At 70.3% G+C, this 22,724-nt stretch carries 16 protein-coding genes; 9 read left to right on the top strand and 7 right to left on the bottom strand.

Annotated features, from left to right (window positions below):
* Nucleotides 1-186 precede the first annotated feature (186 nt).
* Nucleotides 187-1,473 (top strand): ribonuclease D, encoded by a 1,287-nt coding sequence (locus tag ACFPZJ_RS13730; protein WP_381020996.1) that lies wholly within the window; start codon nt 187-189, stop codon nt 1,471-1,473.
* Nucleotides 1,474-1,508: 35 nt separating this feature from the next.
* On the opposite strand, the gene ACFPZJ_RS13725 is transcribed toward ACFPZJ_RS13730, so the two are convergent.
* The 3 genes from ACFPZJ_RS13725 to ACFPZJ_RS13715 are packed head-to-tail and all read right to left on the bottom strand — an operon-like array spanning nt 1,509 to nt 4,593.
* Nucleotides 1,509-2,339, bottom strand: coding sequence for a carbohydrate ABC transporter permease (locus tag ACFPZJ_RS13725; RefSeq protein ID WP_381020994.1), 831 nt, complete (start codon nt 2,337-2,339; stop codon nt 1,509-1,511).
* Nucleotides 2,336-3,280: a carbohydrate ABC transporter permease gene (locus ACFPZJ_RS13720; protein WP_381020992.1), complete on the bottom strand. Its 945-nt coding sequence runs from the start codon at nt 3,278-3,280 to the stop codon at nt 2,336-2,338. Before ACFPZJ_RS13720 ends, ACFPZJ_RS13725 begins: the two co-directional genes overlap by 4 nt.
* Nucleotides 3,280-4,593: an extracellular solute-binding protein gene (locus ACFPZJ_RS13715; RefSeq protein ID WP_381020990.1), complete on the bottom strand. Its 1,314-nt coding sequence runs from the start codon at nt 4,591-4,593 to the stop codon at nt 3,280-3,282. The genes ACFPZJ_RS13720 and ACFPZJ_RS13715 overlap by 1 nt, the downstream gene beginning before the upstream one ends.
* A gap of 152 nt (nt 4,594-4,745) precedes the next feature.
* Between ACFPZJ_RS13715 and ACFPZJ_RS13710 the strand changes: the two genes are divergently transcribed.
* The 6 genes from ACFPZJ_RS13710 (at nt 4,746) to ACFPZJ_RS13685 (ending at nt 14,984) form a co-directional block, all read left to right on the top strand.
* Complete coding sequence (locus tag ACFPZJ_RS13710) at nt 4,746-7,154, top strand: glycoside hydrolase family 2 protein (RefSeq protein WP_381020988.1); 2,409 nt, start codon at nt 4,746-4,748, stop codon at nt 7,152-7,154.
* On the top strand, nt 7,151-8,188 hold the full coding sequence (locus ACFPZJ_RS13705) for a LacI family DNA-binding transcriptional regulator (protein WP_381020987.1): 1,038 nt from the start codon (nt 7,151-7,153) through the stop codon (nt 8,186-8,188). The genes ACFPZJ_RS13710 and ACFPZJ_RS13705 overlap by 4 nt, the downstream gene beginning before the upstream one ends.
* 369 nt (nt 8,189-8,557) lie before the next feature.
* Nucleotides 8,558-9,775: a thiolase family protein gene (locus ACFPZJ_RS13700; protein ID WP_381020986.1), complete on the top strand. Its 1,218-nt coding sequence runs from the start codon at nt 8,558-8,560 to the stop codon at nt 9,773-9,775.
* A complete protein-coding gene (locus tag ACFPZJ_RS13695) occupies nt 9,772-11,901 on the top strand; it encodes a 3-hydroxyacyl-CoA dehydrogenase NAD-binding domain-containing protein (RefSeq protein ID WP_381020985.1) in 2,130 nt (709 codons plus the stop codon). Before ACFPZJ_RS13700 ends, ACFPZJ_RS13695 begins: the two co-directional genes overlap by 4 nt.
* Nucleotides 11,902-12,090: 189 nt before the next feature.
* Complete coding sequence (locus tag ACFPZJ_RS13690; protein WP_381020983.1) at nt 12,091-13,542, top strand: cellulose binding domain-containing protein; 1,452 nt, start codon at nt 12,091-12,093, stop codon at nt 13,540-13,542.
* A gap of 17 nt (nt 13,543-13,559) precedes the next feature.
* On the top strand, nt 13,560-14,984 hold the full coding sequence (locus ACFPZJ_RS13685; RefSeq protein ID WP_381020982.1) for a polysaccharide deacetylase family protein: 1,425 nt from the start codon (nt 13,560-13,562) through the stop codon (nt 14,982-14,984).
* 52 nt (nt 14,985-15,036) lie between these two features.
* On the opposite strand, the gene ACFPZJ_RS13680 is transcribed toward ACFPZJ_RS13685, so the two are convergent.
* Nucleotides 15,037-16,776 (bottom strand): glycosyltransferase, encoded by a 1,740-nt coding sequence (locus tag ACFPZJ_RS13680; RefSeq protein WP_381020981.1) that lies wholly within the window; start codon nt 16,774-16,776, stop codon nt 15,037-15,039.
* Nucleotides 16,773-18,044 carry a nucleotide sugar dehydrogenase gene (locus ACFPZJ_RS13675; RefSeq protein ID WP_381020980.1) on the bottom strand — a complete coding sequence of 424 codons (1,272 nt, stop codon included), beginning with the start codon at nt 18,042-18,044 and terminating at the stop codon, nt 16,773-16,775. Before ACFPZJ_RS13675 ends, ACFPZJ_RS13680 begins: the two co-directional genes overlap by 4 nt.
* Nucleotides 18,045-18,224: 180 nt before the next feature.
* Here ACFPZJ_RS13675 and ACFPZJ_RS13670 point away from each other — a divergent pair, with 180 nt between their 5' ends.
* Complete coding sequence (locus tag ACFPZJ_RS13670; RefSeq protein WP_381020979.1) at nt 18,225-19,292, top strand: LCP family protein; 1,068 nt, start codon at nt 18,225-18,227, stop codon at nt 19,290-19,292.
* A 7-nt stretch (nt 19,293-19,299) separates the two neighbouring features.
* On the opposite strand, the gene ACFPZJ_RS13665 is transcribed toward ACFPZJ_RS13670, so the two are convergent.
* On the bottom strand, nt 19,300-20,316 hold the full coding sequence (locus ACFPZJ_RS13665) for a PLL family lectin (protein WP_381020977.1): 1,017 nt from the start codon (nt 20,314-20,316) through the stop codon (nt 19,300-19,302).
* 88 nt (nt 20,317-20,404) lie between these two features.
* On the opposite strand from ACFPZJ_RS13665, the gene ACFPZJ_RS13660 reads away from it, so the two are divergent.
* Nucleotides 20,405-20,776: an NTP pyrophosphohydrolase gene (locus tag ACFPZJ_RS13660; protein ID WP_381020975.1), complete on the top strand. Its 372-nt coding sequence runs from the start codon at nt 20,405-20,407 to the stop codon at nt 20,774-20,776.
* 359 nt (nt 20,777-21,135) lie between these two features.
* Here ACFPZJ_RS13660 and ACFPZJ_RS13655 read toward each other — a convergent pair whose 3' ends face one another.
* Nucleotides 21,136-22,659 (bottom strand): amino acid permease, encoded by a 1,524-nt coding sequence (locus ACFPZJ_RS13655; protein WP_381020973.1) that lies wholly within the window; start codon nt 22,657-22,659, stop codon nt 21,136-21,138.
* Between the last annotated feature and the right edge of the window lie 65 nt (nt 22,660-22,724).

The following is a 22,724-nucleotide window of genomic DNA, read 5'->3' as shown; positions in this document are numbered from 1 at the left end:
TCCCCAGATTCCCTCCCGTTCCCCTCTTCGCTGACGTGAAGGGGACCGGCCGCCGGTCGCGGCTCGTCTCCCCGTACGGCTCGTGAATTCCACGCCACACCGGCCTGACCGGTTTACGACCCCTGGGCGCCCGTCGACGGAACGTTCCGTCGACGGGCGCTGTCCATCCACGGATACCCTTGACAGGTGACCGACGCCCACGAGACCGCAGCAGACAGTTCACTGCGAACCACCGGAGGCGCCCCTCCGGACGACGGATCTTCTGCTACGGAGGCGCCGATCCCTTTGCTCGAGCCGCGTGACGGCATTCCGCCCGTGATCGCCGACGAGGCCGCCCTCGCCAAGGTGATCGCCGCCTTCGCTGCGGGCTCGGGGCCCGTCGCCGTCGACGCCGAACGCGCCTCCGGCTACCGCTACGGCCAGCGCGCCTACCTCGTCCAGCTGCGCCGTGACGGCGCCGGGACCGCGCTGATCGACCCCGTGGCCTGCCCCGACCTGACCGCCCTCGGCGACGCCCTGTCCGGCGTCGAGTGGGTGCTGCACGCGGCGACGCAGGACCTGCCCTGTCTGCGCGAGATAGGCATGGTGCCGGCGCGGCTGTTCGACACGGAGCTGGCCGGGCGGCTCGCCGGGTTCCCCCGGGTCGGCCTCGGCGCGATGGTCGAGGGCGTCCTCGGCTTCCTGCTGGAGAAGGGCCACTCGGCCGTCGACTGGTCGACCCGCCCGCTGCCCGAGCCCTGGCTGCGGTACGCGGCCCTCGACGTCGAGCTCCTCGTCGACCTGCGTGACGCGCTGGAGAAGGAGCTGGACCGGCAGGGCAAGCTGGAATGGGCCCACCAGGAGTTCGACGCGATCGCCTCGGCTCCGCCGCCGGAGCCCCGCAAGGACCCGTGGCGGCGTACGTCCGGCATGCACAAGGTGCGCCGTCGCCGCCAGCTGGCCGTCGTACGGGAGCTGTGGCAGACACGGGACCGGATCGCGCAGCGGCGGGACGTCTCGCCGGGCAAGGTGCTGTCGGACGCGGCCATCGTGGAGGCCGCTCTCTCCCTGCCCGCCGATGTGCACGCCCTCGCCGCGTTGAACGGGTTCGGGCACCGGATGGGGCGGCGGCAGCTGGAGCAGTGGCAGGCGGCGGTGGACCGGGCGAAGGCGCTGCCGGACTCCCAGCTGCCGCAGCCCGGGCAGCCGGTGACCGGGCCTCCGCCGCCTCGGGCGTGGGCGGACAAGGATCCCGCCGCCGCGGCCCGCCTCTCAGCGGCGCGGGCCGGGGTCTCGACGCTGGCCGAACAGCTGAACATGCCGCAGGAGAACCTGATCGCGCCGGACACCGTGCGGCGGGTCTGCTGGGAGCCGCCGACGTCTGTCGACGCCGAGTCCGTGAGCACCGCGCTGGCCGGTCATGGCGCCCGGCCGTGGCAGGTCGAGCTGGTCACGCCCGTGCTGGTGGAGGCCCTGGCCGCCAAGGGCGCCTAGCCCCCGCGGCGCGGCCCACCCCCGAGGGAGCCGGGTCACCTCGTGGCGCCCTTCATGAAGCCGTTGTAGATGTAGCGCTGCAGGCACAGGAAGACGATCAGGGTCGGGAGGATCACCAGCACCGCCCCGGCCGAGATCGTTTCCCAGTGCGCGCCGAACGGGCCCTTGAAGCGGAACAGGGACGTCGAGATCACGCCAAGATCCTGGGACGGCATGTAGAGGAAGGGGATGTAGAAGTCGTTGTAGACGGTGATCCCCTTCACGATGACGACGGTGGCAACCGCCGGTTTCAGCAGGGGGAAGATGATCCTGCGGTAGATCGTCAAGGCGTTGGCGCCGTCCAGGCGGGCCGCCTCGTCCAGGGACGTCGGGATCGACCGCACGAACTGCAGGAAGATGTAGATCGAGACGATGTCCGTGCCCATGTAGAGCGCGATCGGCGCCCAGAGGGTGTCGAACATGCCGAGGCTGTTGACGATCTGGAAGGTCGCCACCTGGGTCGTCACGCCGGGGACGAGGGCGGCGACCAGGAAGAGGGCGACGACCAGCTTCCGGAAGCGGAAGGCGAAGCGGTCGATCGCGTACGCCGTCATCGAGCCGATGAGGACCGTGCCGCCGATGGCGACGACCAGGATGACCGCCGTGTTGCCGAACGCCGTGAGCATCCGGCCGTCCTGGAACGCCGTGGCGTAGTTGCCGAAGTGGAGCGGATCGCGGGGCAGCGTGAGCGCTCCGCCGCCCGTGGCCATCTCCTCCTCGGTCTTGAGGGAGGTCAGAAACACCGCGGCGAGCGGCAGCAGGACCACGACCGTCGCGGCGGCCAGCGACAGGTACACGAGGGTGCGGGCAACGGCTCGGCGGGTCATACGAGGTCCACCCTGTCGTCGGGGACGAGACGCCGCTGCACCCAGGTCACCACCAGGATGATCAGCAGCAGCACGACGGCCGCCGCCGAGGCGAGCCCCGTCTTGTTGAACTGGAAGGCCAGCTTCACGGTCTGGATCACGAAGGTCTCGGTGCCGGTCGCCCCGCCGGTCATGATGTACGGGATCTCGAAGACCGACAGCGAGCCGGAGACGGAGAGGATCACGGTCAGCGTCAGGACCGGTTTGATGCCCGGGGCGATGATGTGGCGGAACTGGTGCCAGCGGTTGGCGCCGTCCAGTTCCGCGGCCTCGTACAGCTCCCCGGGGATGGACTGGATGGCGCCGAGGAAGAGGACGAAGTTCAGCCCGAGGTAGCGCCAGACCGACACCCCGGCGAGCGAGGTGTTCGCGGAGAACGGTGTGCCGAGCCAGGCGTGGTCGGTGTGGACGCCGAACAGGCCCAGCACCGAGTCGAGGGTGCCGCCGTCCTGGAAGAAGTAGAGGAAGACCAGGCCGATCGCGACCCCGTTGATCAGGTACGGGAAGAACAGCACGCCCTTGAAGAAGTTCCGGAAACGGACGTTGAAGCTCAGGATCGTCGCGAAGTAGAGCGCGGCGGCGATCTGGACGACGGACGCGGCGAGGTAGTAGCCGCTGACGAAGAACACCTCGAAGAGGTCGTCGCGGGTGAAGATCTCGGCGTAGTTCTCGGTGCCGGTGTAGCGCAGTTCGGGGCTCACGCCGTCCCAGTCGGTGAAGCTGTACGCGACCATGTTGACGATCGGCGCGAACGTGAAGGTGATCAGCAGGGCGAGCGGGGCGAGCAGGAACAGCCAGGGCGTCACGGTCCGCCATACGCGCGCCCGGCGCGGGGCGGGAGCGGCGACCGCCGTCGCCGCTCCCGCCGCTGCGGGCGCCGCCCTGTCGGTGGTGTCCGTCATCAGGACCCCACGGTCTTCTGCGTCTTGGCCCACTTCTCGGCGAGGTCGCTGAAGAAGTCCTCCAGGCTGCCCTTCCTGGCGCCGCGTGCGAGGTCCACCAGGTCCTGGCGGTAGTCGGGCTTGTAGATGCCGACCTCGGACTCGTTGTCGATCTGCTTGAGCCTCGCGCCCGCCGCGTCGTCGAGCTCGATGATCTTCACGCCCGCGTCCTCGTACGGCTTCAGGGCCTTCGGCAGGGGCGCGTCCTTCAGCGGGGAGATCGCCAGGTTGTCCTCGGCGTAGCCGGACTTGTCGGTGAACCAGTCGATCCAGGCGCGGGCCGCCGGCTTGTTCTCGGAGTGGATGTTGACGGCCTGCAGGTAGTCCGGCACGACGACCGCGCAGAACTGCCCGTTCGTCCGGGACGGGAAGGGCATGAACCCGATGTCGTCCGGGCTGGCGCCGGCCTTCCTCGCGGCGTCCTGGAACTGGATGATCGCCCAGGTGCCGAGCCACTGGGTGGCGAGTTCACCCCGGGCCAGCCGGGGCTTGGACTCCTCCCAGTTGGTGGTCGTCGGGTCCTTCTCGGTGAGCCCCTGCCGGACGATGTCGTACAGCAGCGTGTCGCCGACGCGCAGTTCGCCGTCCTCGCCCCACGGGTCGCCCTCGGCGAGCTTCGTGGTGGCCTGGGTGTCGCAGTGCACCGCGCCGCGGACGTCCGTCCACTGGGTGAGCGGCCAGCCGGCGGCGAAGTTGGTGTAGTAGGGGACGGCGTCGGTCTTCGCCTTGATGGCCTTCAGGCCGGCGAGGAACTCGGCCGGGGTGGCGGGCCATGCGGTGATCCCGGCCTGTCTCCAGACCTTCTTGTTGTAGAGGAAGCCGGGCATCACACCGATCGGGCTCTGGCCGTAGACCTTGCCGTCGACCGTGGCGTAGTCGGTGAAGCGGTACTTCTCGCTGCGTTCGGCCCGGGTGCCCAGCGAGGCGAAGAACTTCGGGTAGTCGTTCTTCTCGATCACCGCGGGGATGAGGAGGACGTCGCCGTAGTTCTCCGTGTTCATCCGGATCTTGACTTCGGCCTCGTAGTTGGTGAGGGCCTGGAACTCGACCTTCACCCGGGGATAGGTCTTGTTGAACTCGGCGGCGTACTTCTTCATCGTGCCGTTCTGCACCAGGTCGGTGCGCTGGGTGAGGACCGTGATGGTGCCGCTCACCTTCGACGGGTCGTCGGGCGCCTCGGCGTCCGCTCCCTTCGACGCGGCGCCGGTACCGGTGCAGCCGGCGGCCAGCAGTGCCGCTCCCACGGCGAGTGCCAGGAATGTACGGCGGTTCATGTGCATCAGCTCCGTTCTCGGGACGGACGAGCACGTGCGGGTTGGCTGGTTCGGCACTCTGGCAGCGCTTTCCTCAACCGGTAAAGTCCCAAACCCGCCAACGATGCTGAATCTGCGCCCAGTTATGGGCTGGACCGGTTTAGGGAGTGCGCATGCTGGAGGCCACACCGCTCACCGACGGCTGGACCCTGCGGCACGAGGGGGAGGCGCTCCCGGCCGTGGTGCCGGGCTGTGTGCACACGGACCTGATGGCGGCGGGAGTCATCCCGGACCCGTTCCTGGGCCGCAACGAGAGTGAGGTGGCGTGGGTCGGGCGCAGGGACTGGACGTACGAGAGGGACCTCGACGCCGCGTCCGCGCACGAGCAGACCGACCTCGTCTTCGACGGGCTCGACACCGTCGCCGAGATCCGGCTCGACGGGCGGCTGCTGGGCCGGGTGCGGAACATGCACCGCTCCTACCGGTTCGATGTGACGGGGCTGCCGGGGCGGCTCGCGGTGCGGTTCCTCTCCGCCTACGCCGAGGCCGAGGCCGTGCGGGGGCGGCTGGGCGAGCGGCCCGCCGCCTACGCCGAGCCGTACCAGTACGTGCGCAAGATGGCCTGCTCGTTCGGGTGGGACTGGGGACCGACCCTGGTGACGGCCGGGATCTGGCGGCCGGTGCGCCTGGAGCACTGGTCGACGGCCCGGATCGCCCGGGTGCGGCCGCTGGTCACGGTGGAAGAGGGCGGCGGACGCGTGGAGTTGGCCGTCGACGTGGAGCGCACCCGGGTCGAGGCGCCGCTCACCGTCGAGGCGGCCGTCGGCGGCGTACGGGCCCGCGCCGAGATCGACGGGACGCGGGGGCGCGTACGGCTCCAGGTGCCGGACGCGCGGCTGTGGTGGCCGCGGGGCTACGGTGAACAGCCGTTGTACGACGTCGAGTTGGCGCTGCGGGGCGGGGACGGCGAGGTGCTGGACGTGTGGCGGCGACGCACCGGATTCCGGAGCGTCGAGCTGGACACCTCGCGCGACTCCCGGGGCACCGGGTTCACCCTCGTCGTCAACGGCGAGCGCCTGTTCGCGCGGGGTGTCAACTGGATCCCGGACGACGTCTTCCCGTCCCGGATCACCCGCGCGCGCTACCGGGAGCGGCTCACGCAGGCGGCCGACGCCGGGGTGGACCTCGTCCGGGTCTGGGGCGGCGGGATCTACGAGAGCGAGGACTTCTACGACGTCTGCGACGAGCTGGGCCTGCTGGTCTGGCAGGACTTCCCGTTCGCGTGCGCGGCCTACCCGGAGGAGCAGCCGCTGCGGGGCGAGGTGGAGGCCGAGGCTCGGGAGAACGTCGTCCGGCTGATGCCGCACCCGTCGCTGGTGCTGTGGAACGGCAACAACGAGAACCTGTGGGGGTTCCGGGACTGGGGGTGGGAGCCCCAGCTGGCCGGGGACTCCTGGGGCGAGGGCTACTACCTCGGCGTACTGCCGCGGGTGGTGGCCGAGTCGGACCCGACGCGGCCGTACACGGCGGGCAGTCCCTGGTCCGGTTCCTGGCGGCACCACCCGAACGACCCGGCGCACGGCACGCACCACTCGTGGGAGGTGTGGAACCGGGAGGACTACGCGGACTACCGGCGCAGCGTGCCGCGGTTCGTGGCCGAGTTCGGCTGGCAGGCGCCGCCCGCGTACGCCACGCTGCGGCGCGCGCTGCCCGCGCAGGAGCTCGCGCCGGACTCCCCTGGCATGCTGCACCACCAGAAGGCCGACGACGGCAACGGCAAACTGGAGCGCGGGCTCGCCCGGCACTTCGCCGTGCCGGAACGGGACTTCGACCGCTGGCACTACCTGACGCAGGTCAACCAGGCCCGGGCGATCGCCGCCGGGATCGAGCACTGGCGGTCGCACTGGCCGGTGTGCGCCGGAACGGTGGTCTGGCAGCTCAACGACTGCTGGCCGGTGACCTCATGGGCGGCGATCGACGGGGACGGGCGGGAGAAGCCGCTGTACCACGAGCTGAAACGGCTGTACGCCGACCGTCTGGCGGCCCTGCGCCGACAGGGCGACAAACTGGAACTGGCCCTCGTCAACCAGTCCGGGCAGGCCTGGACCGGCGAGCTGGAACTGCGCCGCGTGTCGGTGGACGGCAGGGTGATCAGTGGGTCGGGCGAGAAGTTCACGGTGGACCGGCGGGCGGTCGCCGTCGTGCCCGTGCCCCACCGGCTGTGCCCCACCGGGCCGGACGAGTTCCTGGTCGCCGACGCGTGGGGGTCCCCCCGCCGGAGCGAGGCCGGGAGTGCGGGAGACCAGCGTGCGCTGTTCTTCCCGGCGCCGGACCGCGAGATCCCGTACCCGCGGCCGGAGTTCGACGTGGCCCTGGCACCCGGCGGGATCACGGTGACGGCCCACACCCTCGTACGGGACCTGCTGCTCCAGGCCGACCGGCTGGACCCCGACGCGCGGGCCGACCGGGGGCTGGTCACGCTGCTGCCCGGCGAACGGGTGACCATCGGTGTGCGCGGCTGGAAGACTCCGGACGCGGCCCTCGCCCGATCCGCCCTGTACTGCCTGGAGCCCACCCGATGACGACCTCTCGCGTCACCATCAAGGACGTCGCCGCGCGCGCCGGCGTGTCCAAGGGTGCCGTGTCGCTCGCCTTCAACCACCGGCCCGGTCTGTCGGAGGCGACCCGGGACCGGATCTTCCGGGCGGCGCGGGAGCTGGGCTGGGAACCGAGCCTGACCGCCCGGTCGCTGGCCGGGTCGCGCGTGGACGTGGTGGGGCTGGCGATCTGCCGGCCCGCCCGGCTGCTCGGCCTGGAGCCGTTCTACATGGAGTTCGTCTCGGGCGTGGAAAGCGTCCTGGCCGAGCGGTCCTGCTCGCTGCTGCTGCGGCTCGTACGGAGTGTGGACGAGGAGGTCGGGCTGCTTCAGTCGTGGTGGCGGGGGCGGCAGATCGGCGGGTCCATCCTGGTCGACTTCCGGGCTGACGATCCCCGGGTTGCGTCGGTGGAGCGGCTCGGGATGCCGGCGGTGGCCGTCGGGCACCCCTCACTGACCGGGGAACTGACCTCCGTGTGGACGGACGACGCCACCGCCGTGACCGAGGCGGTGCGGTATCTGGCCGCGCTGGGGCACCGGCGGATCGCCCGGGTCGGCGGGGCGGCGGCGCTCGGGCACACCGCGATCCGCACGGCCGCGTTCGACGAGGCGGCGCGGGAGCTGGACTTGGCCGGGGCGTGGCAGGTCGCCACGGACTTCTCCGGCGACGCGGGCGCGCGGGCCACGCGCTCACTGCTGACCGCGGCGCCGCCGGACCGGCCGACGGCCCTCGTGTACGACAACGACATCATGGCGGTGGCCGGGCTGTCGGTGGCCGCCGAGATGGGCCTGCGCGTCCCCGACGACGTGTCCCTGCTGGCCTGGGACGACTCCCAGCTGTGCCGGCTGACCCATCCGACGCTGTCCGCGATGAGCCATGACGTGCACGGCTTCGGCGCGGACGTGGCGCGAACGCTGTTCGGCGTGATCACAGGGGACGGTCCGGGCTCACATCCGGTCCCGACGCCGCAACTGACACCGAGGGGCTCCACGGCACCACCGGGACCCCCGAGAGGGTGACCGCCCGGGGGCTACGGGTCCGGCACCGGGAGTGGTCGGCCGCCGTGGGGAAACGGGGCCGACCGCCACGGGCAGTCATGGCGACCGCCGTGCACAACCGACCCGCCACCGCAGGGGGAATCGGAGGAGTCATGGCCCATCGCCCTTGAGGAGTCACGGCCCGCCGCCGTGGGCAGTCGTTCCGCTGGGGCGGAACGGGTGGGCACGGCCCGCGAACGCCGGGCACTGGTCGGGACACGCCCGCAGGTGTGACCTTCACCGCTCGACCCGCCAGGACTGGGCAGCTACGTTACTCATAAGTAGCATGGTGATAAGCGCGCGCTCAGCGCATCGCAGCAGTGCCGTCCCGCATCCTGGAGGAGAGCCATCGTGCCTCGTACCGTCAGGGACGTCGTCTTCGTCGACGGCGTCCGCACCCCGTTCGGCAAGGCGGGCCCGAAGGGCATCTACCACGAGACCCGCGCCGACGACCTCGTCGTGAAGGCGATCCGGGAGCTGCTGCGCCGCAACCCGGGTCTGGACCCGCAGAAGATCGACGAGGTCGCCATCGCCGCGACCACGCAGATCGGTGACCAGGGCCTGACCATCGGCCGCACGGCGGGCATCCTCGCCGGTCTCCCCCAGTCCGTGCCGGGCTACTCGATCGACCGCATGTGCGCGGGCGCCCTGACCGCCGTCACCACCGTGGCCGGCTCCGTCGCCTTCGGCGCGTACGACGTCGCCATCGCGGGCGGTGTCGAGCACATGGGCCGCCACCCGATGGGCGAGGGCGTCGACCCCAACCCGCGGTTCGTGAGCGAGAAGCTGGTCGACGAGTCCGCCCTCTTCATGGGCATGACCGCCGAGAACCTGCACGACCGTTACCCGCAGATCACCAAGCTGCGCGCCGACGAGTACGCCGTGCGCTCCCAGGAGAAGGCCGCCAAGGCGTACGCCAACGGCAAGATCCAGGCCGACCTGGTGCCGATCTCGGTGCGCCGCACCAACCCCGAGGGCGGCGAGACCGGCTGGGGCCTGGTCACGCAGGACGAGCCGATGCGCCCGGGCACCACCCTGGAGAGCCTGGCGAACCTGAAGACGCCGTTCCGCGTGCACGGCCGGGTCACCGCCGGTAACGCGGCCGGTCTGAACGACGGCGCCACCGCCTCGGTCATCGCCTCCGAGGAGTTCGCCCGCGAGCACGACCTGCCGGTCAAGATGCGCCTGGTCTCCTACGCCTTCGCGGGCGTGGAGCCCGAGGTCATGGGCTACGGCCCGATCCCGGCCACGGAGAAGGCCCTCGCCAAGGCGGGCCTGTCCATCTCCGACATCGGCCTGTTCGAGATCAACGAGGCCTTCGCCGTCCAGGTCCTGGCCTTCCTCGACCACTACGGCATCGCCGACGACGACGCGCGCGTCAACCAGTACGGCGGCGCCATCGCCTTCGGCCACCCGCTGGCCTCCTCCGGCGTCCGCCTGATGACGCAGCTGGCCCGCCAGTTCGAGGAGCAGCCGCACGTCCGCTACGGCCTGACCACCATGTGCGTCGGCTTCGGCATGGGCGCGACGGTCATCTGGGAGAACCCGCACTTCGAGGGGGACAAGTGAGCACCACCGCCGAGCTGTTGAAGCAGGCCTCCGAGCTGTTCCCGGACGAGGTCGTCACGAGTGCGCACGTACGCCACTTCGACCTCCCGCTGGGTGCCGGGCGCTTCGCGCTGATCACCCTCGACAACGGTCACGACCACACCAAGCCGACCACCTTCGGCCCGGCCTCGCTGGCGAACCTGAACGCCGCGATCGACCAGGTCGAGAAGGAGGCCGCGGACGGCGAGATCGTCGGCGTCGGCATCACCGGCAAGCCGTTCATCTTCGCGGTCGGCGCCGACCTCAAGGGCGTGGAGATCCTCAAGGAGTACGACCACGCGCTGGCCATCGGCAAGGGCGGCCACGAGGTCTTCAAGCGGCTGTCCAAGCTGGCCGTGCCGACCTTCGCGTACTACAACGGCGCCGCGATGGGCGGCGGCGTCGAGGTCGGTCTGCACTGCACGTACCGGACCGTCTCCGCGGCCGTCCCGGCGTTCTCCCTGCCCGAGGTGTTCCTGGGTCTCGTCCCGGGCTGGGGCGGCTGCACGCTGCTGCCGAACCTGATCGGCGCCGACAGGGCCGTCTCGGTGATCATCGAGAACAGCCTCAACCAGAACAAGCAGCTCAAGGGCAGGCAGGTCTACGAGCTCGGGATCGCCGACGCGATCTTCGAGGGCGCGGACTTCCTGGAGCAGTCGCTGATCTGGACCGCGTCCGTCCTCAAGGGCGAGATCGAGATCGAGCGTCCGGTGATCGACCGCGGCGAGGGCTGGGACCAGGCCGTCGCCAAGGGCCGCTTCATCGCGGACTCCAAGGTGCACGGCGCGGCCCCGGCCGCCTACCGCGCGCTGGACATCATCGCCGCCGCCAAGAACGGCGATCTCCAGCAGGGCTACGACGCCGAGGACAAGGCGCTCGCCGACCTCATCATGGGCGGTGAACTCCGGGCCGGCATCTACGCGTTCAACCTGGTGCAGAAGCGCGGCAAGCGTCCCGCGGGCGCCCCGGACAAGAACCTGGCGCGCCCGGTCACCAAGGTGGGCGTCGTGGGCGCCGGTCTGATGGCCAGCCAGCTCGCGCTGCTGTTCCTGCGCCGCCTGGAGGTGCCGGTCGTGCTGACCGACATCGACCAGGAGCGCGTCGACAAGGGTGTGGGCTACGTCCACGCCGAGATCGACAAGCTGCTCGGCAAGGGCCGTATCAACCAGGACAAGGCCAACCGCCTCAAGGCGCTGGTGACCGGTGTCCTGGACAAGGCCGAGGGTTTCGCGGACGCGGACTTCGTCATCGAGGCCGTGTTCGAGGAGATGAGCGTCAAGCAGAAGGTGTTCGCGGAGGTCGAGGCGGTCGCCCCGGCGCACGCGATCCTCGCCACCAACACCTCCTCGCTGTCGGTGTCGGAGATGGCGTCGAAGCTGAAGCACCCCGAGCGGGTCGTCGGCTTCCACTTCTTCAACCCGGTCGCCGTACTGCCGTTGCTGGAGATCGTCCGCGGTGAGAAGACCGACGACGCCTCCCTGGCCACGGCGTTCGGCGTCGCCAAGAAGCTGAAGAAGACGGCGGTCCTGGTGAAGGACGCCCCGGCGTTCGTCGTGAACCGCATCCTGACCCGGTTCATGGGCGAGATCCAGAACGTCATCGACGAGGGCACCCCGGTCGAGGTGGCGGAGAAGGCCGTGGAGCCCCTGGGCCTGCCGATGTCTCCTCTCGTCCTGCTGGAGCTGGTGGGCCCGGCGATCGGTCTGCACGTCTCCGAGACGCTCAACAAGGCGTTCCCGGACCGCTTCAAGGTCTCCCCGAACCTCAAGGCGGTCGTCGAGGCGGGCAAGCGCGGCTTCTACGTCTACGACAGCGGCAAGCCGGAGCTGGACCCGGAGGTCGCCGCGCTGCTCAAGCAGGGCGACAGCGTCCTGACCGAGGAGCAGGTGCGCGAGCGGGTCCTGGACGCGGTGGCGCAGGAGATCGGGCTCATGCTCGACGAGGGCGTCGTCGCCGAGGCCCAGGACGTCGACCTGTGCCTGATCACGGGCGCCGGCTGGCCCTTCCACCTGGGCGGCATTACGCCGTACCTGGACCGCGAGGGCGTCTCCGAGCGCGTCAACGGCAGGAAGTTCCTGGCGCCTGGCGTGGCGAGCGTCCCGGCGTAACCGGTTCTCGCTGAAGATCCTCCCGCGAGGGGGTGGGTCGCACGGTAACGATCCGTGGACCCACCCCCTTTCGTCACACGCGCACCGATAGGATCTCCACACGATCCGACCACTTGTTTACACAGCTCTCCCGTTCTCGACCCCGCGTCCGGCTGTGGGAGCGTGCCGTTGTCCTGTTGAGGAGTTCCCGTGGCCTCCGCCCGCCGCCGCCCACCCCGAGGCCGGGTATGGCCCAAGATCAGGCTGCTGCTCCTGGTGGCCGTGCTCGCGGCCGGCGCCACGGCCCTCTACCCCGTGTGGAAGGCGGCGAACCCGGACCCGCCCGAGCTGAAGGTGCGCTACCGGACCGACACACCGGACACGGCCGCGGCGGCCGAGCCGTCGCTGGAGATCTTCAACGAGACGAAGAAGCCGCTGCCGCTCAGCGATGTCACGCTCCGGTACTACTTCACCGCCGACGGATCGACGGGTGCCTCGTCGTACGCCTTCAACTGCGTGAACGCGGCCTTCGGCTGTTCGCACGTCGCCGGGCGCGTCGTCGCGCTGGACAAGCCGACCGACACCGCCGACCACTACCTGGAGATACGGTTCACCAAGGACGCGGGCAGCCTGCAGCCCGGCGCCAACAGCAAGGGCATCGACGTACAGCTCTTCCGCACGGACCACAAGAAGCTGGACCAGGCCGACGACCGCTCCTTCGACACGGAGATGACGAGCTACAGGGAGTCGAAGAGGGTCACCGCGTACAGGCGCGGTGTGCTCGTGTGGGGTGAGGAGCCCGACGGCACCAAGCCGAGCGGGGACGAGAAGGCGGTCCGGAAGGCCTCCGCGCCCGCCCCGCTGCCGGCGCTCCCGGCCGGGGTGCTGTTCGACAATTTCACCTACCAGGGCGCCAAGGACCCCGCCCTGTTCAAGCACGGCTGGCTGGTCCGCACCAGCAAGGGCGGCCCCGGCATCGAGAACACCTGGTCCGCCGGGAACGTCACCTTCCCCGCCGAGAAGGACTCGCTCGGCGACGGGCAGGCGCTCCAGCTCCGCGCCAGCACCGACGGCACTCGCTCAGGGACGAAGCAGGCCAGCCTCGGTACGGCCGCGAGCAAGTTCCGCGACGGCACCTACGCGGCCCGCATCCACTTCAGCGACGAGCCGACCACCGGTGAGGCCGGCGACCACGTCAACCAGACCTTCTACACCATCGGCGGCAAGGGCGCGAAGTACAGCGAGCTGGACAACGAGTACATGCCCAACGGCGGCTGGGGCCGCCCCGGCCCCAAGCTCGACACCGTGACCTGGTTCGACCACAAGACGAACGACCGCGTCTACACCACCACGAACAAGAGCCTCGCCGAGTGGCACACCATGCTGATCAGGGTGAAGGACGGCGTCGTCGCCTACTGGCTCGACGGCAAGAAGCTCTTCGTCAGCAGCGGGAAGTACGCCCCGCGCGCCAACATGTCCGTGAACTTCAACCACTGGTTCATCGATTTGCCGTTCAAGGGGGAACGCGCCTGGGACATGAAAGTCGACTGGCTCTACTACAACGCGAACGAAACGCTGTCGGCGAAGGAAGTGCAGTCCGCTGTCGAGGGCTACACGAACGACGGCATGAACTACTTCGACACGGTCCGGGGGTCCGGGTGAGGAAGAACAAACCAGTGGTGAGCCGGCGCAACGCGCTGCTCCTGGGCGGAACGGGAGGGGTGGCCCTCGCGGGCGGTGGCGCCTGGCTGGGGAGTGTGGCGGCGCAGCCCGCCGCCGCCCCGGCGGTCGAGGCCGCCATCGGCGGACTGACCACCCCGCCGTCCTACGCCCCGTCGGGCCGCCGCCCCAAGTACCGCCGGGCCAGCTGGTCCCAGCAGTTCCAGGCCTCCCACGGCTGGACCCCCGGAGGCGCCGGCACCGCGTCGGCCGAGGCGAACGACACGTCGGTGTTCGTACGCGGCACCCAGTCCGTGCGGGTGACCACCAACGGCACGGGCAAGCAGAGTCACGTCCGGAAGACCGGGATGACGGCGATGAGCCTGACCGGCAAGATGATCCGGCTCGTCTTCCGGGTCGACGACGTGACGAACCTCGCCAAGCTCGTCTTCTACCTGGGCAGCGGCTCCCTCGCGAACCACTTCTCCTGGACGTTCCACGCACACTCCAAGACGGCGGCCAACTACGTCCAGTCCGGGGAGTGGGTGACGGTCCATCTCCAGTGGGCCGACGTCACCGCCGCGGCCGGCACGTACTCCCTCTCCGCCGACGGCAAGCCGTCCACGAAGACCGGCTTCACCGACATGTCGTTCGCCGTGTACGACAACGCGGGCGGCCCGGTGACGTACCGGCTCCAGGCCGTGGAGCTGATACCGGACACGGTCTCCGTGTTCCCCAAGGGCGTCGTCTCCCTCACCTTCGACGACTCCCACAAGTCGGTGCACGACCTGGCCCGCCCGGTGATGGACTCCTTCGGCTTCCCCGGCACGGTCTACAACATCGCGGACGCCATCGGCACCGGCAGCTTCCTGACGATCGGCCAGATGCGCTCGATGCAGGACTTCTCCGGCTGGGAGATGGCGGGGCACTCGTACGCCAACGCCGTGCACACCGCCAGCTATCCCAAGCTCACCGCTGAGGAGGCCGACACCGACTTCCGCAAGCTGCGGGAGTGGCTGGTGTCCAACGGCTTCACCAGCGAGCACTTCGCCTATCCGCACGGGGCCTTCCAGAAGACCACGGACGGCGTTCCGGTGGACCTGATCGCCAGCCGGCACTTCACCACCGCCCGGTCGATCATCTCGGAGACGATCGAGTCGTTCGCCCCGGCGATGCCGTACCGCCTGAAGGCGCTGACCGGCATCAACGACGGTACGGGCATCGGCGGTACGGCGCTGAGCAAGCTCACCGGCGCGGGCGGCCGGCTCGACCGGTGCGTCAACAACGGCGACTGGCTCATCCTCTGTCTGCACAAGGTCGTCGAGGGCGCTCCGGCGACCAGCACGGAGATCGGCAAGGCCGGGCTCCAGACGCTGATGAAGGCGATCGACGACCGGGGCATCCCGGTGCTGACGGTCGAGGAGGCGATGGCCTCCTACACCTGAGGCCCGCACACGAAGAAGGGGGCGGCCCGACGGGCCGCCCCCTTCTCTCGGCTCACCAGCCGCCCTGCCCCTGCCCGTGCTGCCACGACGGGTCCGGGTAGCCGCCCTGCTGGGCGTGGGGGTCGTAGTACGGGGGCGGCTGCTGCTGGTACGGATCGGCGTACCCGCCCTGCCACTGCGGCTGGGGCTGCCCGGCCTGGTCCGGTGTCCCCCAGCTGACGCGCTGCTGCGGGACGCCCGCGTGCTGCTGCTCGTCGTAGCCGGGGATCGGCTGCGGCTGGGCCGGAATGCCGCCGGCCGGGCGGGGCCGGGTGCGCAGGGCCACGCCTTCGAGGCGCATCAGTTGGAGGGTCTCGGTGACCTTCTTGTCGGAGTAGGGGTCCTCCTCCTCGAAGATCTCCGTCACATCGGCCTCGTGGTCACCGGCCACGGACACCTCGACGCCGCCCTGGCGGGTGCCCCAGCTGCCCTTGTGCAGGGTGAGCAGGGCGTAGAAGCGCAGCGGCGTCAGCAGGAACAGCTGGATCAGGCCGTACAGCGGGGCCAGCAGGAACATGCCGAACCGCTTGACGAAGCCCATGCCCCGGCGCGGGAAGTCGAGGTAGCGGACGTTGCGCAGATACCCCATGAGGATCATGAAGACGACGTAGTCGCCGATGTGCCGCAGGAACTGCTGCGGGTGCGTGATCGGCAGGATGACCATCGAGTAGAACATCGCCGAGCCGAAGACCAGCCACAGCGCGAGTTCCATGCAGGTCAGCCAGAAGGCCGGCCGGTACTTCTTCTGGTGCGTGAAGGCCCACAGGGACTCGCGGAAGAAGGACTTGTTCCAGCGGACCTGCTGGCGCAGGAAGTGCGGCAGCTTCTCGGGGACGGCGGTGTAGCCGACGGCGGTCTCCTGGAAGACCACCTGGCCTTCCATCAGGCAGTAGTTGGTCATGCGGCGGTCGTCGCCGAAGACGGCCGGCTTGCCCAGGAACTGCTGGTTGAGGAAGTCCGGCAGGTACTTGCGCACCAGGGTGCCGCGGTACGCCGACAGGGCGCCGCAGCAGCACAGCACGGACTTCAGCCGCGAGTAGGCGGCCCGCTCGAAGAGGAAGGAGTTGCCGTAGCGCAGGTCCTGCAGGCGCGTGAAGACGTTGCTGTCGTGGTTGAGCGCCAGCACCATGCCCGTGGAGGCCATGATCTTCTCGTCGGCCAGCGGCAGCAGCAGCTCACGGACGGTGTCCCGGGACAGGATGGTGTCCGAGTCGACGCACAGGAAGATGTCCGAGTACGGCGCCGCCTCGAAGCCGAGGGCCAGCGCCTCGCGCTTGCCCTTGTTCTCGGGCTGCACACTGACCGTGTACTTGACGCCCTTGGCCTCGAACTCGCGGCGCAGCTTCTTCGCCGCGCGGATGCCGGAGTCGTCGGCGCTGGCGTCGTCGATGATGTGGATCTCGTTGGGGAGCCGGCTCTGCGCGAGCAGGCTGCGCATGCCCTGCTCGAACATCACCGGGTCCTCGTTGTAGATCGGGATGACCGCGGTGACCCAGGTGTTCTCCAGGTACTCCAGCTCTTCCCGGCCGGCCTTGGCGGGCCGGTAGAACAGGGCGCCGAACATTTTCAGGGCCAGCAGGCCCATCGCGCCCAGCGAGTACAGGTGCAGCGAGTCGGAGTCGAGCCGGGTGGCGATGACCGCGGCGATCGCTATGAAGAAGAAGTACGAGACCTTCAGGTGCCGGCGCTTGCGGTGCCCGCGGCGCCCGTCGCTGTCGACGGCTCCCGGTATGTACGTATCTTCGGTTGTCACAGCTTGACCACCCGAGGGTGATCGGCGGACTTGCCCCGGGTGTCGAACAGCTTCCGGGCGCGGTCGGCCAGGACGCCCAGGTCGATCTCCCGGTGCGGCTGGAGCAGGATCGTCAGGTCCGCGTCGGCGGCGGCCGCGAGGTAGTCCTCGGCGCGCTCGACGGGCGTGCCGCCGACCGCCCAGTCCTCCACCCGCGGGTCGAAGTAGAGCAGTTCGGCGCCCCGGGCGCGCAGGTTCTCGGCGACGGCCAGGGCCGGGCTCTCGCGCTGGTCGGAGATGTCGGGCTTGTAGGTGACGCCGAGCAGCAGCACGCGGGAGCCGCGCACGGCCTTGCCCTCGTCGTTGAGCAGATCGGCCGCGCGGTTGACGACGTGCACGGGCATCCGCTGGTTGATCTCCTGCGCCAGCTCCACGAACCGGAACGGGATGCCGAGCGAACGCACCTTGTACGACAGGTAGTTGGGGTCGATCGGGATGCAGTGCCCGCCGACGCCGGGGCCCGGGTAGAACGGCGCGAACCCGAACGGCTTCGTGGACGCGCACCGAATCGCGTCCCACAGGTCGACGCCGATCTCGCGGCAGAACATCGACATCTCGTTGACGAGGGCGATGTTGACGTGCCGGTAGGTGTTCTCCAGCAGCTTGGCCATCTCGGCCTCGCGGGTGCCCTTGGCCTCCACCACGCGCGCCACGAACCGCTCGTAGAGGGCGCGGGCGGCCTTGGTGCAGTCGGCGGTGACGCCGCCGACGACCTTGGGCGTGTTCTCCAGCCCGAAGGAGGCGTTGCCCGGGTCGATGCGCTCGGGCGAGAACGCCAGGTGGAAGTCCTTGCCGACGGTCAGCCCGCCGGCCTCCAGACGGGGCCGTACGACCTCGTCGGTGGTGCCGGGGTACGTCGTCGACTCCAGCACCACGAGGGTGCCGGGCGCCAGGTGGGCGGCGATGTCCTCGACGGCCGCGTGCACCGCGCCGAGGTCCGGCGAGCCGTACTCGGTGAGCGGGGTGGGTACGCAGATGACGACGGCCGCCGCCTCGGCGATCACCTCGGGCCGGTCGACCGCCCGGAAGCCCTGGCCGAGCATCACGGCGACCTCGGCGTCGGTGATGTCGTCGACGTGGGAGCGGCCGCTGTTCAGGCCCTCGACGACCGTGCGGCTGCGGTCGAGGCCGACCACCTTCAGTCCGGCGGCCGCGGCCGAGCGGGCCAGGGGCAGCCCGACGTAACCGAGCCCGACAACGACAAGATCCGCCGTGGAGGATCTGCTCACGACATCATTCCCAACCCCGTTGCCCCGGCCAGACGCAGGCAGCAACCGGCCCCCCGAGCGATAATCGAACAAGTTCCAGGAGGCTAACAAAACCTTCACGGATTGACCACGCCGCTCAAGGTGCCTCTCATCACGTACACATCGCTGCAACCCTTGGTGTTGGTTGTGTGTCTGAGCGGCATGAGCCACACCCGTATCACCACGTCTGAGAGGCGATCCGGCAGTCGCCGGCGTGCCCGTCCCCGCGGTCGCGGCCGGAGTGTCCGCCGCCTGGTCCTGCCGGCCCTGCTGGCCGTGCTGCTCGCCGCCGGCGGCGCGGCCTGGTGGCTGTACCGGGGGCTGGACGGCAACCTCGCGGACGGCGCGGTCGACCTCGGCAAGGCGCTGGGCGACGAGCAGGACCGGCCCCGGCGCGAGGCGGTGGCCGGGGACGCGCTGAACCTGCTGCTGCTCGGCTCGGACGCCCGAGAGGGGCTGGGCGGGGCGCGTTCCGACACCGCGCTGCTGGTGCACGTCGCCCGGGGACGGACCGAGGCGGTGGCGGTCAGCATCCCGCGCGACACCCTGGTCGACCGCCCGGAGTGCACGACGAGCGACGGCACGACGGTGCCCGCCGCGCGGCGGGTGATGTTCAACTCGGTCTACGCGCAGGCCGGTTCGGCCTGCACCGTGAAGACGGTCGAGGCGATGAGCGATGTCCGCGTCGACCACCTCGTGGAGGTGGACTTCGCCGGCTTCAAGGGGATCGTCGACGCCGTCGGCGGGGTGACCGTCACCCTCGACAAGCCGATCACCTCGGGTCTGGTGCTGTCCGAAGGTACGCACCGTCTGGACGGCGAGCAGTCCCTGAAGTTCGTACGGACCCGGCACGGCTACGGCGACGGCAGCGACCTCGGACGGATCGAACTCCAGCAGAAGTTCCTCGGCGCGCTGCTGACGGAGATGAAGAACCAGGACCTCCTCACCAGCCCGGCGAAGCTGTACCGGATCGCCGACGAGCTGACCGCGTCCCTGACCACCGACTCCGAACTGGCGTCGCTGACCGCGCTGGCGGACTTCGGGCGGAGCCTGCAGGGCATCGACCCGGCGTCGATGGACACGATCATGCTCCCGGTCGCGTACGACAAGGCCGACCCCAACCGCGTCGTCCCCGCCGAACCGCAGGCGCCTCGGCTGTGGGAGGCGATCCGCAACGACTCGGACATCCCGGACTCGGCGAGGACGTCACCGGCCCGCGGCTCCTCCTGACGAAACGTCACATCTCTTGCCACGCCCGGAGCGCGAGACCCGGTTCGTCCTTGCGGCGCGCGAGGAGCAGCGTCCCGGTGGACGGGGACAGGCTGCCCGCGACCACCTCGCCGTCCTGGTCCAGTGCCAGCGACACCTCGGCATCCGCCGGCAGGTCGGGCCCCGACTCGGTCCACCAGGCGCCTGCCGACTCCTGCTCGGTGGGGTAGGCGGCGAAGGCGACCCGGCCCCCGGCCGACCGCTGCGCGAGCACCGTGCAGTCGTGGCCCTCGATGACGCAGCGGACGGCGGAGACGGGACCCGGACCGGCGGACGCCAGCAGGGGCACCGGTTTCCCCCCGCTCCGCCAGGCGCACAGGTCGCCGGAGTCGTCGGTGAAGAAGACGGTGGTGTGCTCGGCGGAGGTGGCGAGGGCACGCAGCGTGCCGGGGCGGACCGGCACGTCGGCGCGTTCCTGCGGTACCGGCGGCTTGCCCGCCTCCTCCTGCCGCCAGTGCAGGATCCCGCCGGGCGCGGCCGCGTACACCTCGACCCGCCCGCACTCCCCCGTCACCGCGGCGAGTTCGCCCTGGACCTCACTGCCCTCCAGGTTCCGCCACGGCTCCCAGCCGCCCTTCTCCTTCTGGGCGAGCACGCTCACGCCGCCGCCCTCGTTGCGCACGAAGACATGCGCGCGACCCTGCGCGTCGACGGCCACGGCGGGCATCCCGGTCCGGTCACCCTTCTTGTCGGGGTGGCCGACCGGGTTCCAGTCCAGGGGCGCGAGCAGCGGCCGGAAGTGCGTGGAGTGCACGAGGCCCGACTGGCCGGGCACGGTGGGCCGCCAGGCGACCAGATGGGCGTAGCCGTCGGGGCCCTGACCGACCGCCAGTCCCAGGTGCAGCTTCTGCTCGCCGCCGACCTTGCGGGGCGCGTCCCAGGGGCCTTTGGGGACGCGCTCGGCACGGCACAGGACGGCGTCGCCCGACGGCAGGTAGACAGTGAGGCGGCCGTCTCGGCCGCGAAGGAGCCAGTCGCCGTTCACCGGTTCACTTTATGCGGGCCCGTACTCCGGACGCGGCCCGGCCCCTGTCCGCTCACGGCCGACCGGGTGGCCGTGGCACCCTGACCGCATGAACGACACCCCTCCCCTGCTCGTCGTCGTGGACGCCGCGAACGTCGTCGGATCGGTGCCCGACGGGTGGTGGCGGGACCGCAGAGGCGCCGCGGAACGCCTGCGGGACCGGCTGGCGCGGGACGGGGTGGCCGGGCGGTCCGGCCCGGTCGAGATCGTGCTGGTGGTGGAGGGCGCGGCCCGTGGGGTGGACTCCGTCCCGGGCGTACGGGTGGAGTCGGCACCCGGCAGCGGGGACGATCACATGGTCGAGCTGGTGGCGGCAGCCGGTGAGCGTGCCGTGCTGGTGGTCACGGCGGACCGGGAGCTGCGGCGGCGGGTGACGGAACTGGGGGCGGATGTGGCCGGGCCGCGGACGGTGCGTCCGTAGCGGTGGCCGGGCCAGAGCTGCGCGTTCGGTGCCGGGCCGATGTGGCCGGGCCGCGGACGGTGCGTCCGTAGCGGTGGCCGGGCCACGAGCGGCGCGTTCGTGGACACCGGGCGTGGGTGCCGGGGCGGATGCGGCCGGGCCGCCGAACTGTTCGTTCTCGGACACCCGGCGTTCGCTGCCCGGGCCAAGGCGTTGCGCAACCCGGCGCGACGGGATGCCGCCGCCCGCCCGTGCCGCCCGCCTGGCGAGCGGCCAGCCGCTCACGGCGGGCCGAGGACGGATACCCCCGGGCGCGGCCGCAGGCGTCCCTTGCCTGCCTCTCCCCCACGGCCTGAGGCAACCGCCCTGGCACCGACCGGCTACGCCGTGTCTCCGTCTCCCGGCTTGAAGACCTCTTCCGGCTTCGTCTCCTGACCCCGCGCCAGACGGCTGTGCGTCCGGCCGTACAGGAAGTACAGGACGAAACCGATCGCCATCCACACGGCGAACCGGACCCACGTCTCGGCCGGCAGGTTCAGCATCAGCCACAGCGAGGCGCCCACCGAAAGGATCGGGATGACCGGGACCCACGGCGTGCGGAACGCCCGGTGCAGGTCCGGACGGGTCCTGCGCAGGATGATGACGCTGATCGCGACGACCACGAAGGCGAACAGCGTGCCGATGTTCACCAGTTCCGCGAGCTCGCTCAGGCTGGTGAAGCCCGCCAGGACGGCGATGATCACACCGAGCAGGATGGTCGGCCGGTGCGGGGTCTTGTACCGGGGGTGCACGCGGGAGAAGAAGCGCGGCAGCAGCCCGTCGCGGCTCATCGCGAAGAACACCCGGGTCTGCCCCAGCAGCAGGATCATGCAGACCGTCGTCAGACCGACCGCCGCACCGAAGCTGATGAAGCCCGCGTACCAGGGGTGTCCCGTCGCCTTGAAGGCGTCGGCGAGCGGGGCGTCCACGGACAGCCGGCTGTAGTGCTGCATGCCGGTGACGACGATCGACACCGCGACGTACAGCGCCGTGCAGATGAACAGCGAACCGAGGATGCCGCGCGGCATGTCCCGCTGCGGGTTCCTGGTCTCCTCCGCCGCCGTCGCGACGATGTCGAAGCCGATGAAGGCGAAGAAGACGACGGAGGCGGCGGTGAAGATGCCCATGACGCCGAAGTTCGAGGGAGCCCAGCCGAACATGACCTGGATCAGCGGGGAGTCGAGACTCTGGCCCGCCTCCACGGGCTGCGCCTTCGGGATGAACGGGTCGTAGTTGTCGCCCTTGATGAAGAACGCGCCCGCGATGATCACGACGAGCACGACGGTCACCTTGATGGCGACGACCAGCGAGGTGATCCGCGCGGACAGCTTCATGCCGAGGACGAGGATGCCGGTGAGCACCAGCACCAGCGCGGCGGCGAGGATGTCGAAGCTGAAGCCTTCGGCCGCGGTGGGCCCGGACAGCACCTCGGGCATCTGCCAGCCCGCGTTCTCCAACAGCGACCGGACGTAGCCGGACCATCCGACGGCCACCACCGCCGTCCCGAGCGCGAACTCCAGGACGAGGTCCCAGCCGATGATCCAGGCGGGCAGTTCGCCGAGGGAGGCGTACGAGAAGGTGTACGCGGACCCGGCGACCGGCACCGTGGAGGCGAACTCGGCGTAACAGAGCGCGGCGAGCGCGCAGACGACACCGGCCGCCACGAACGCCAGCGCCACCGCGGGCCCGGCGTTGTTCTTGGCGACCGTACCGGTGAGGACGAAGATGCCGGTGCCGATGATGACGCCGACGCCGAAGACGGTCAGATCCAGCGCGGACAAGGATTTCTTGAGCGCGTGCTCTGGTTCCTCGGTATCGAGGATGGACTGCTCGACCTTCTTCGTCCGGAAGAGGGTGCTGCTCACGGGGTACCTCCCACGCTTGTCGTCCCCGACATGATCGAGAGGGGGCGTAGGTCGTATGCCCCGGC

The sequence above is a fragment of the Streptomyces bullii genome (assembly GCF_042657145.1).
GTDB lineage: Bacteria > Actinomycetota > Actinomycetes > Streptomycetales > Streptomycetaceae > Streptomyces > Streptomyces bullii.
Note: the sequence above shows the minus strand (reverse complement) of the source record. Positions and strands in the feature narration are given on the sequence as shown.

Excerpts from the sequence above, each read along its gene's own strand:
- ACFPZJ_RS13725 (WP_381020994.1), bottom strand. The coding sequence starts at position 2,339 with ATGACCCGCCGAGCCGTTGCCCGCACCCTCGTGTACCTGTCGCTGGCC.
- ACFPZJ_RS13720 (WP_381020992.1), bottom strand. The coding sequence starts at position 3,280 with ATGACGGACACCACCGACAGGGCGGCGCCCGCAGCGGCGGGAGCGGCG.
- ACFPZJ_RS13715 (WP_381020990.1), bottom strand. The coding sequence starts at position 4,593 with ATGAACCGCCGTACATTCCTGGCACTCGCCGTGGGAGCGGCACTGCTG.
- ACFPZJ_RS13710 (WP_381020988.1), top strand. The coding sequence starts at position 4,746 with ATGCTGGAGGCCACACCGCTCACCGACGGCTGGACCCTGCGGCACGAG.
- ACFPZJ_RS13705 (WP_381020987.1), top strand. The coding sequence starts at position 7,151 with ATGACGACCTCTCGCGTCACCATCAAGGACGTCGCCGCGCGCGCCGGC.
- ACFPZJ_RS13670 (WP_381020979.1), top strand. The coding sequence starts at position 18,225 with ATGAGCCACACCCGTATCACCACGTCTGAGAGGCGATCCGGCAGTCGC.
- ACFPZJ_RS13660 (WP_381020975.1), top strand. The coding sequence starts at position 20,405 with ATGAACGACACCCCTCCCCTGCTCGTCGTCGTGGACGCCGCGAACGTC.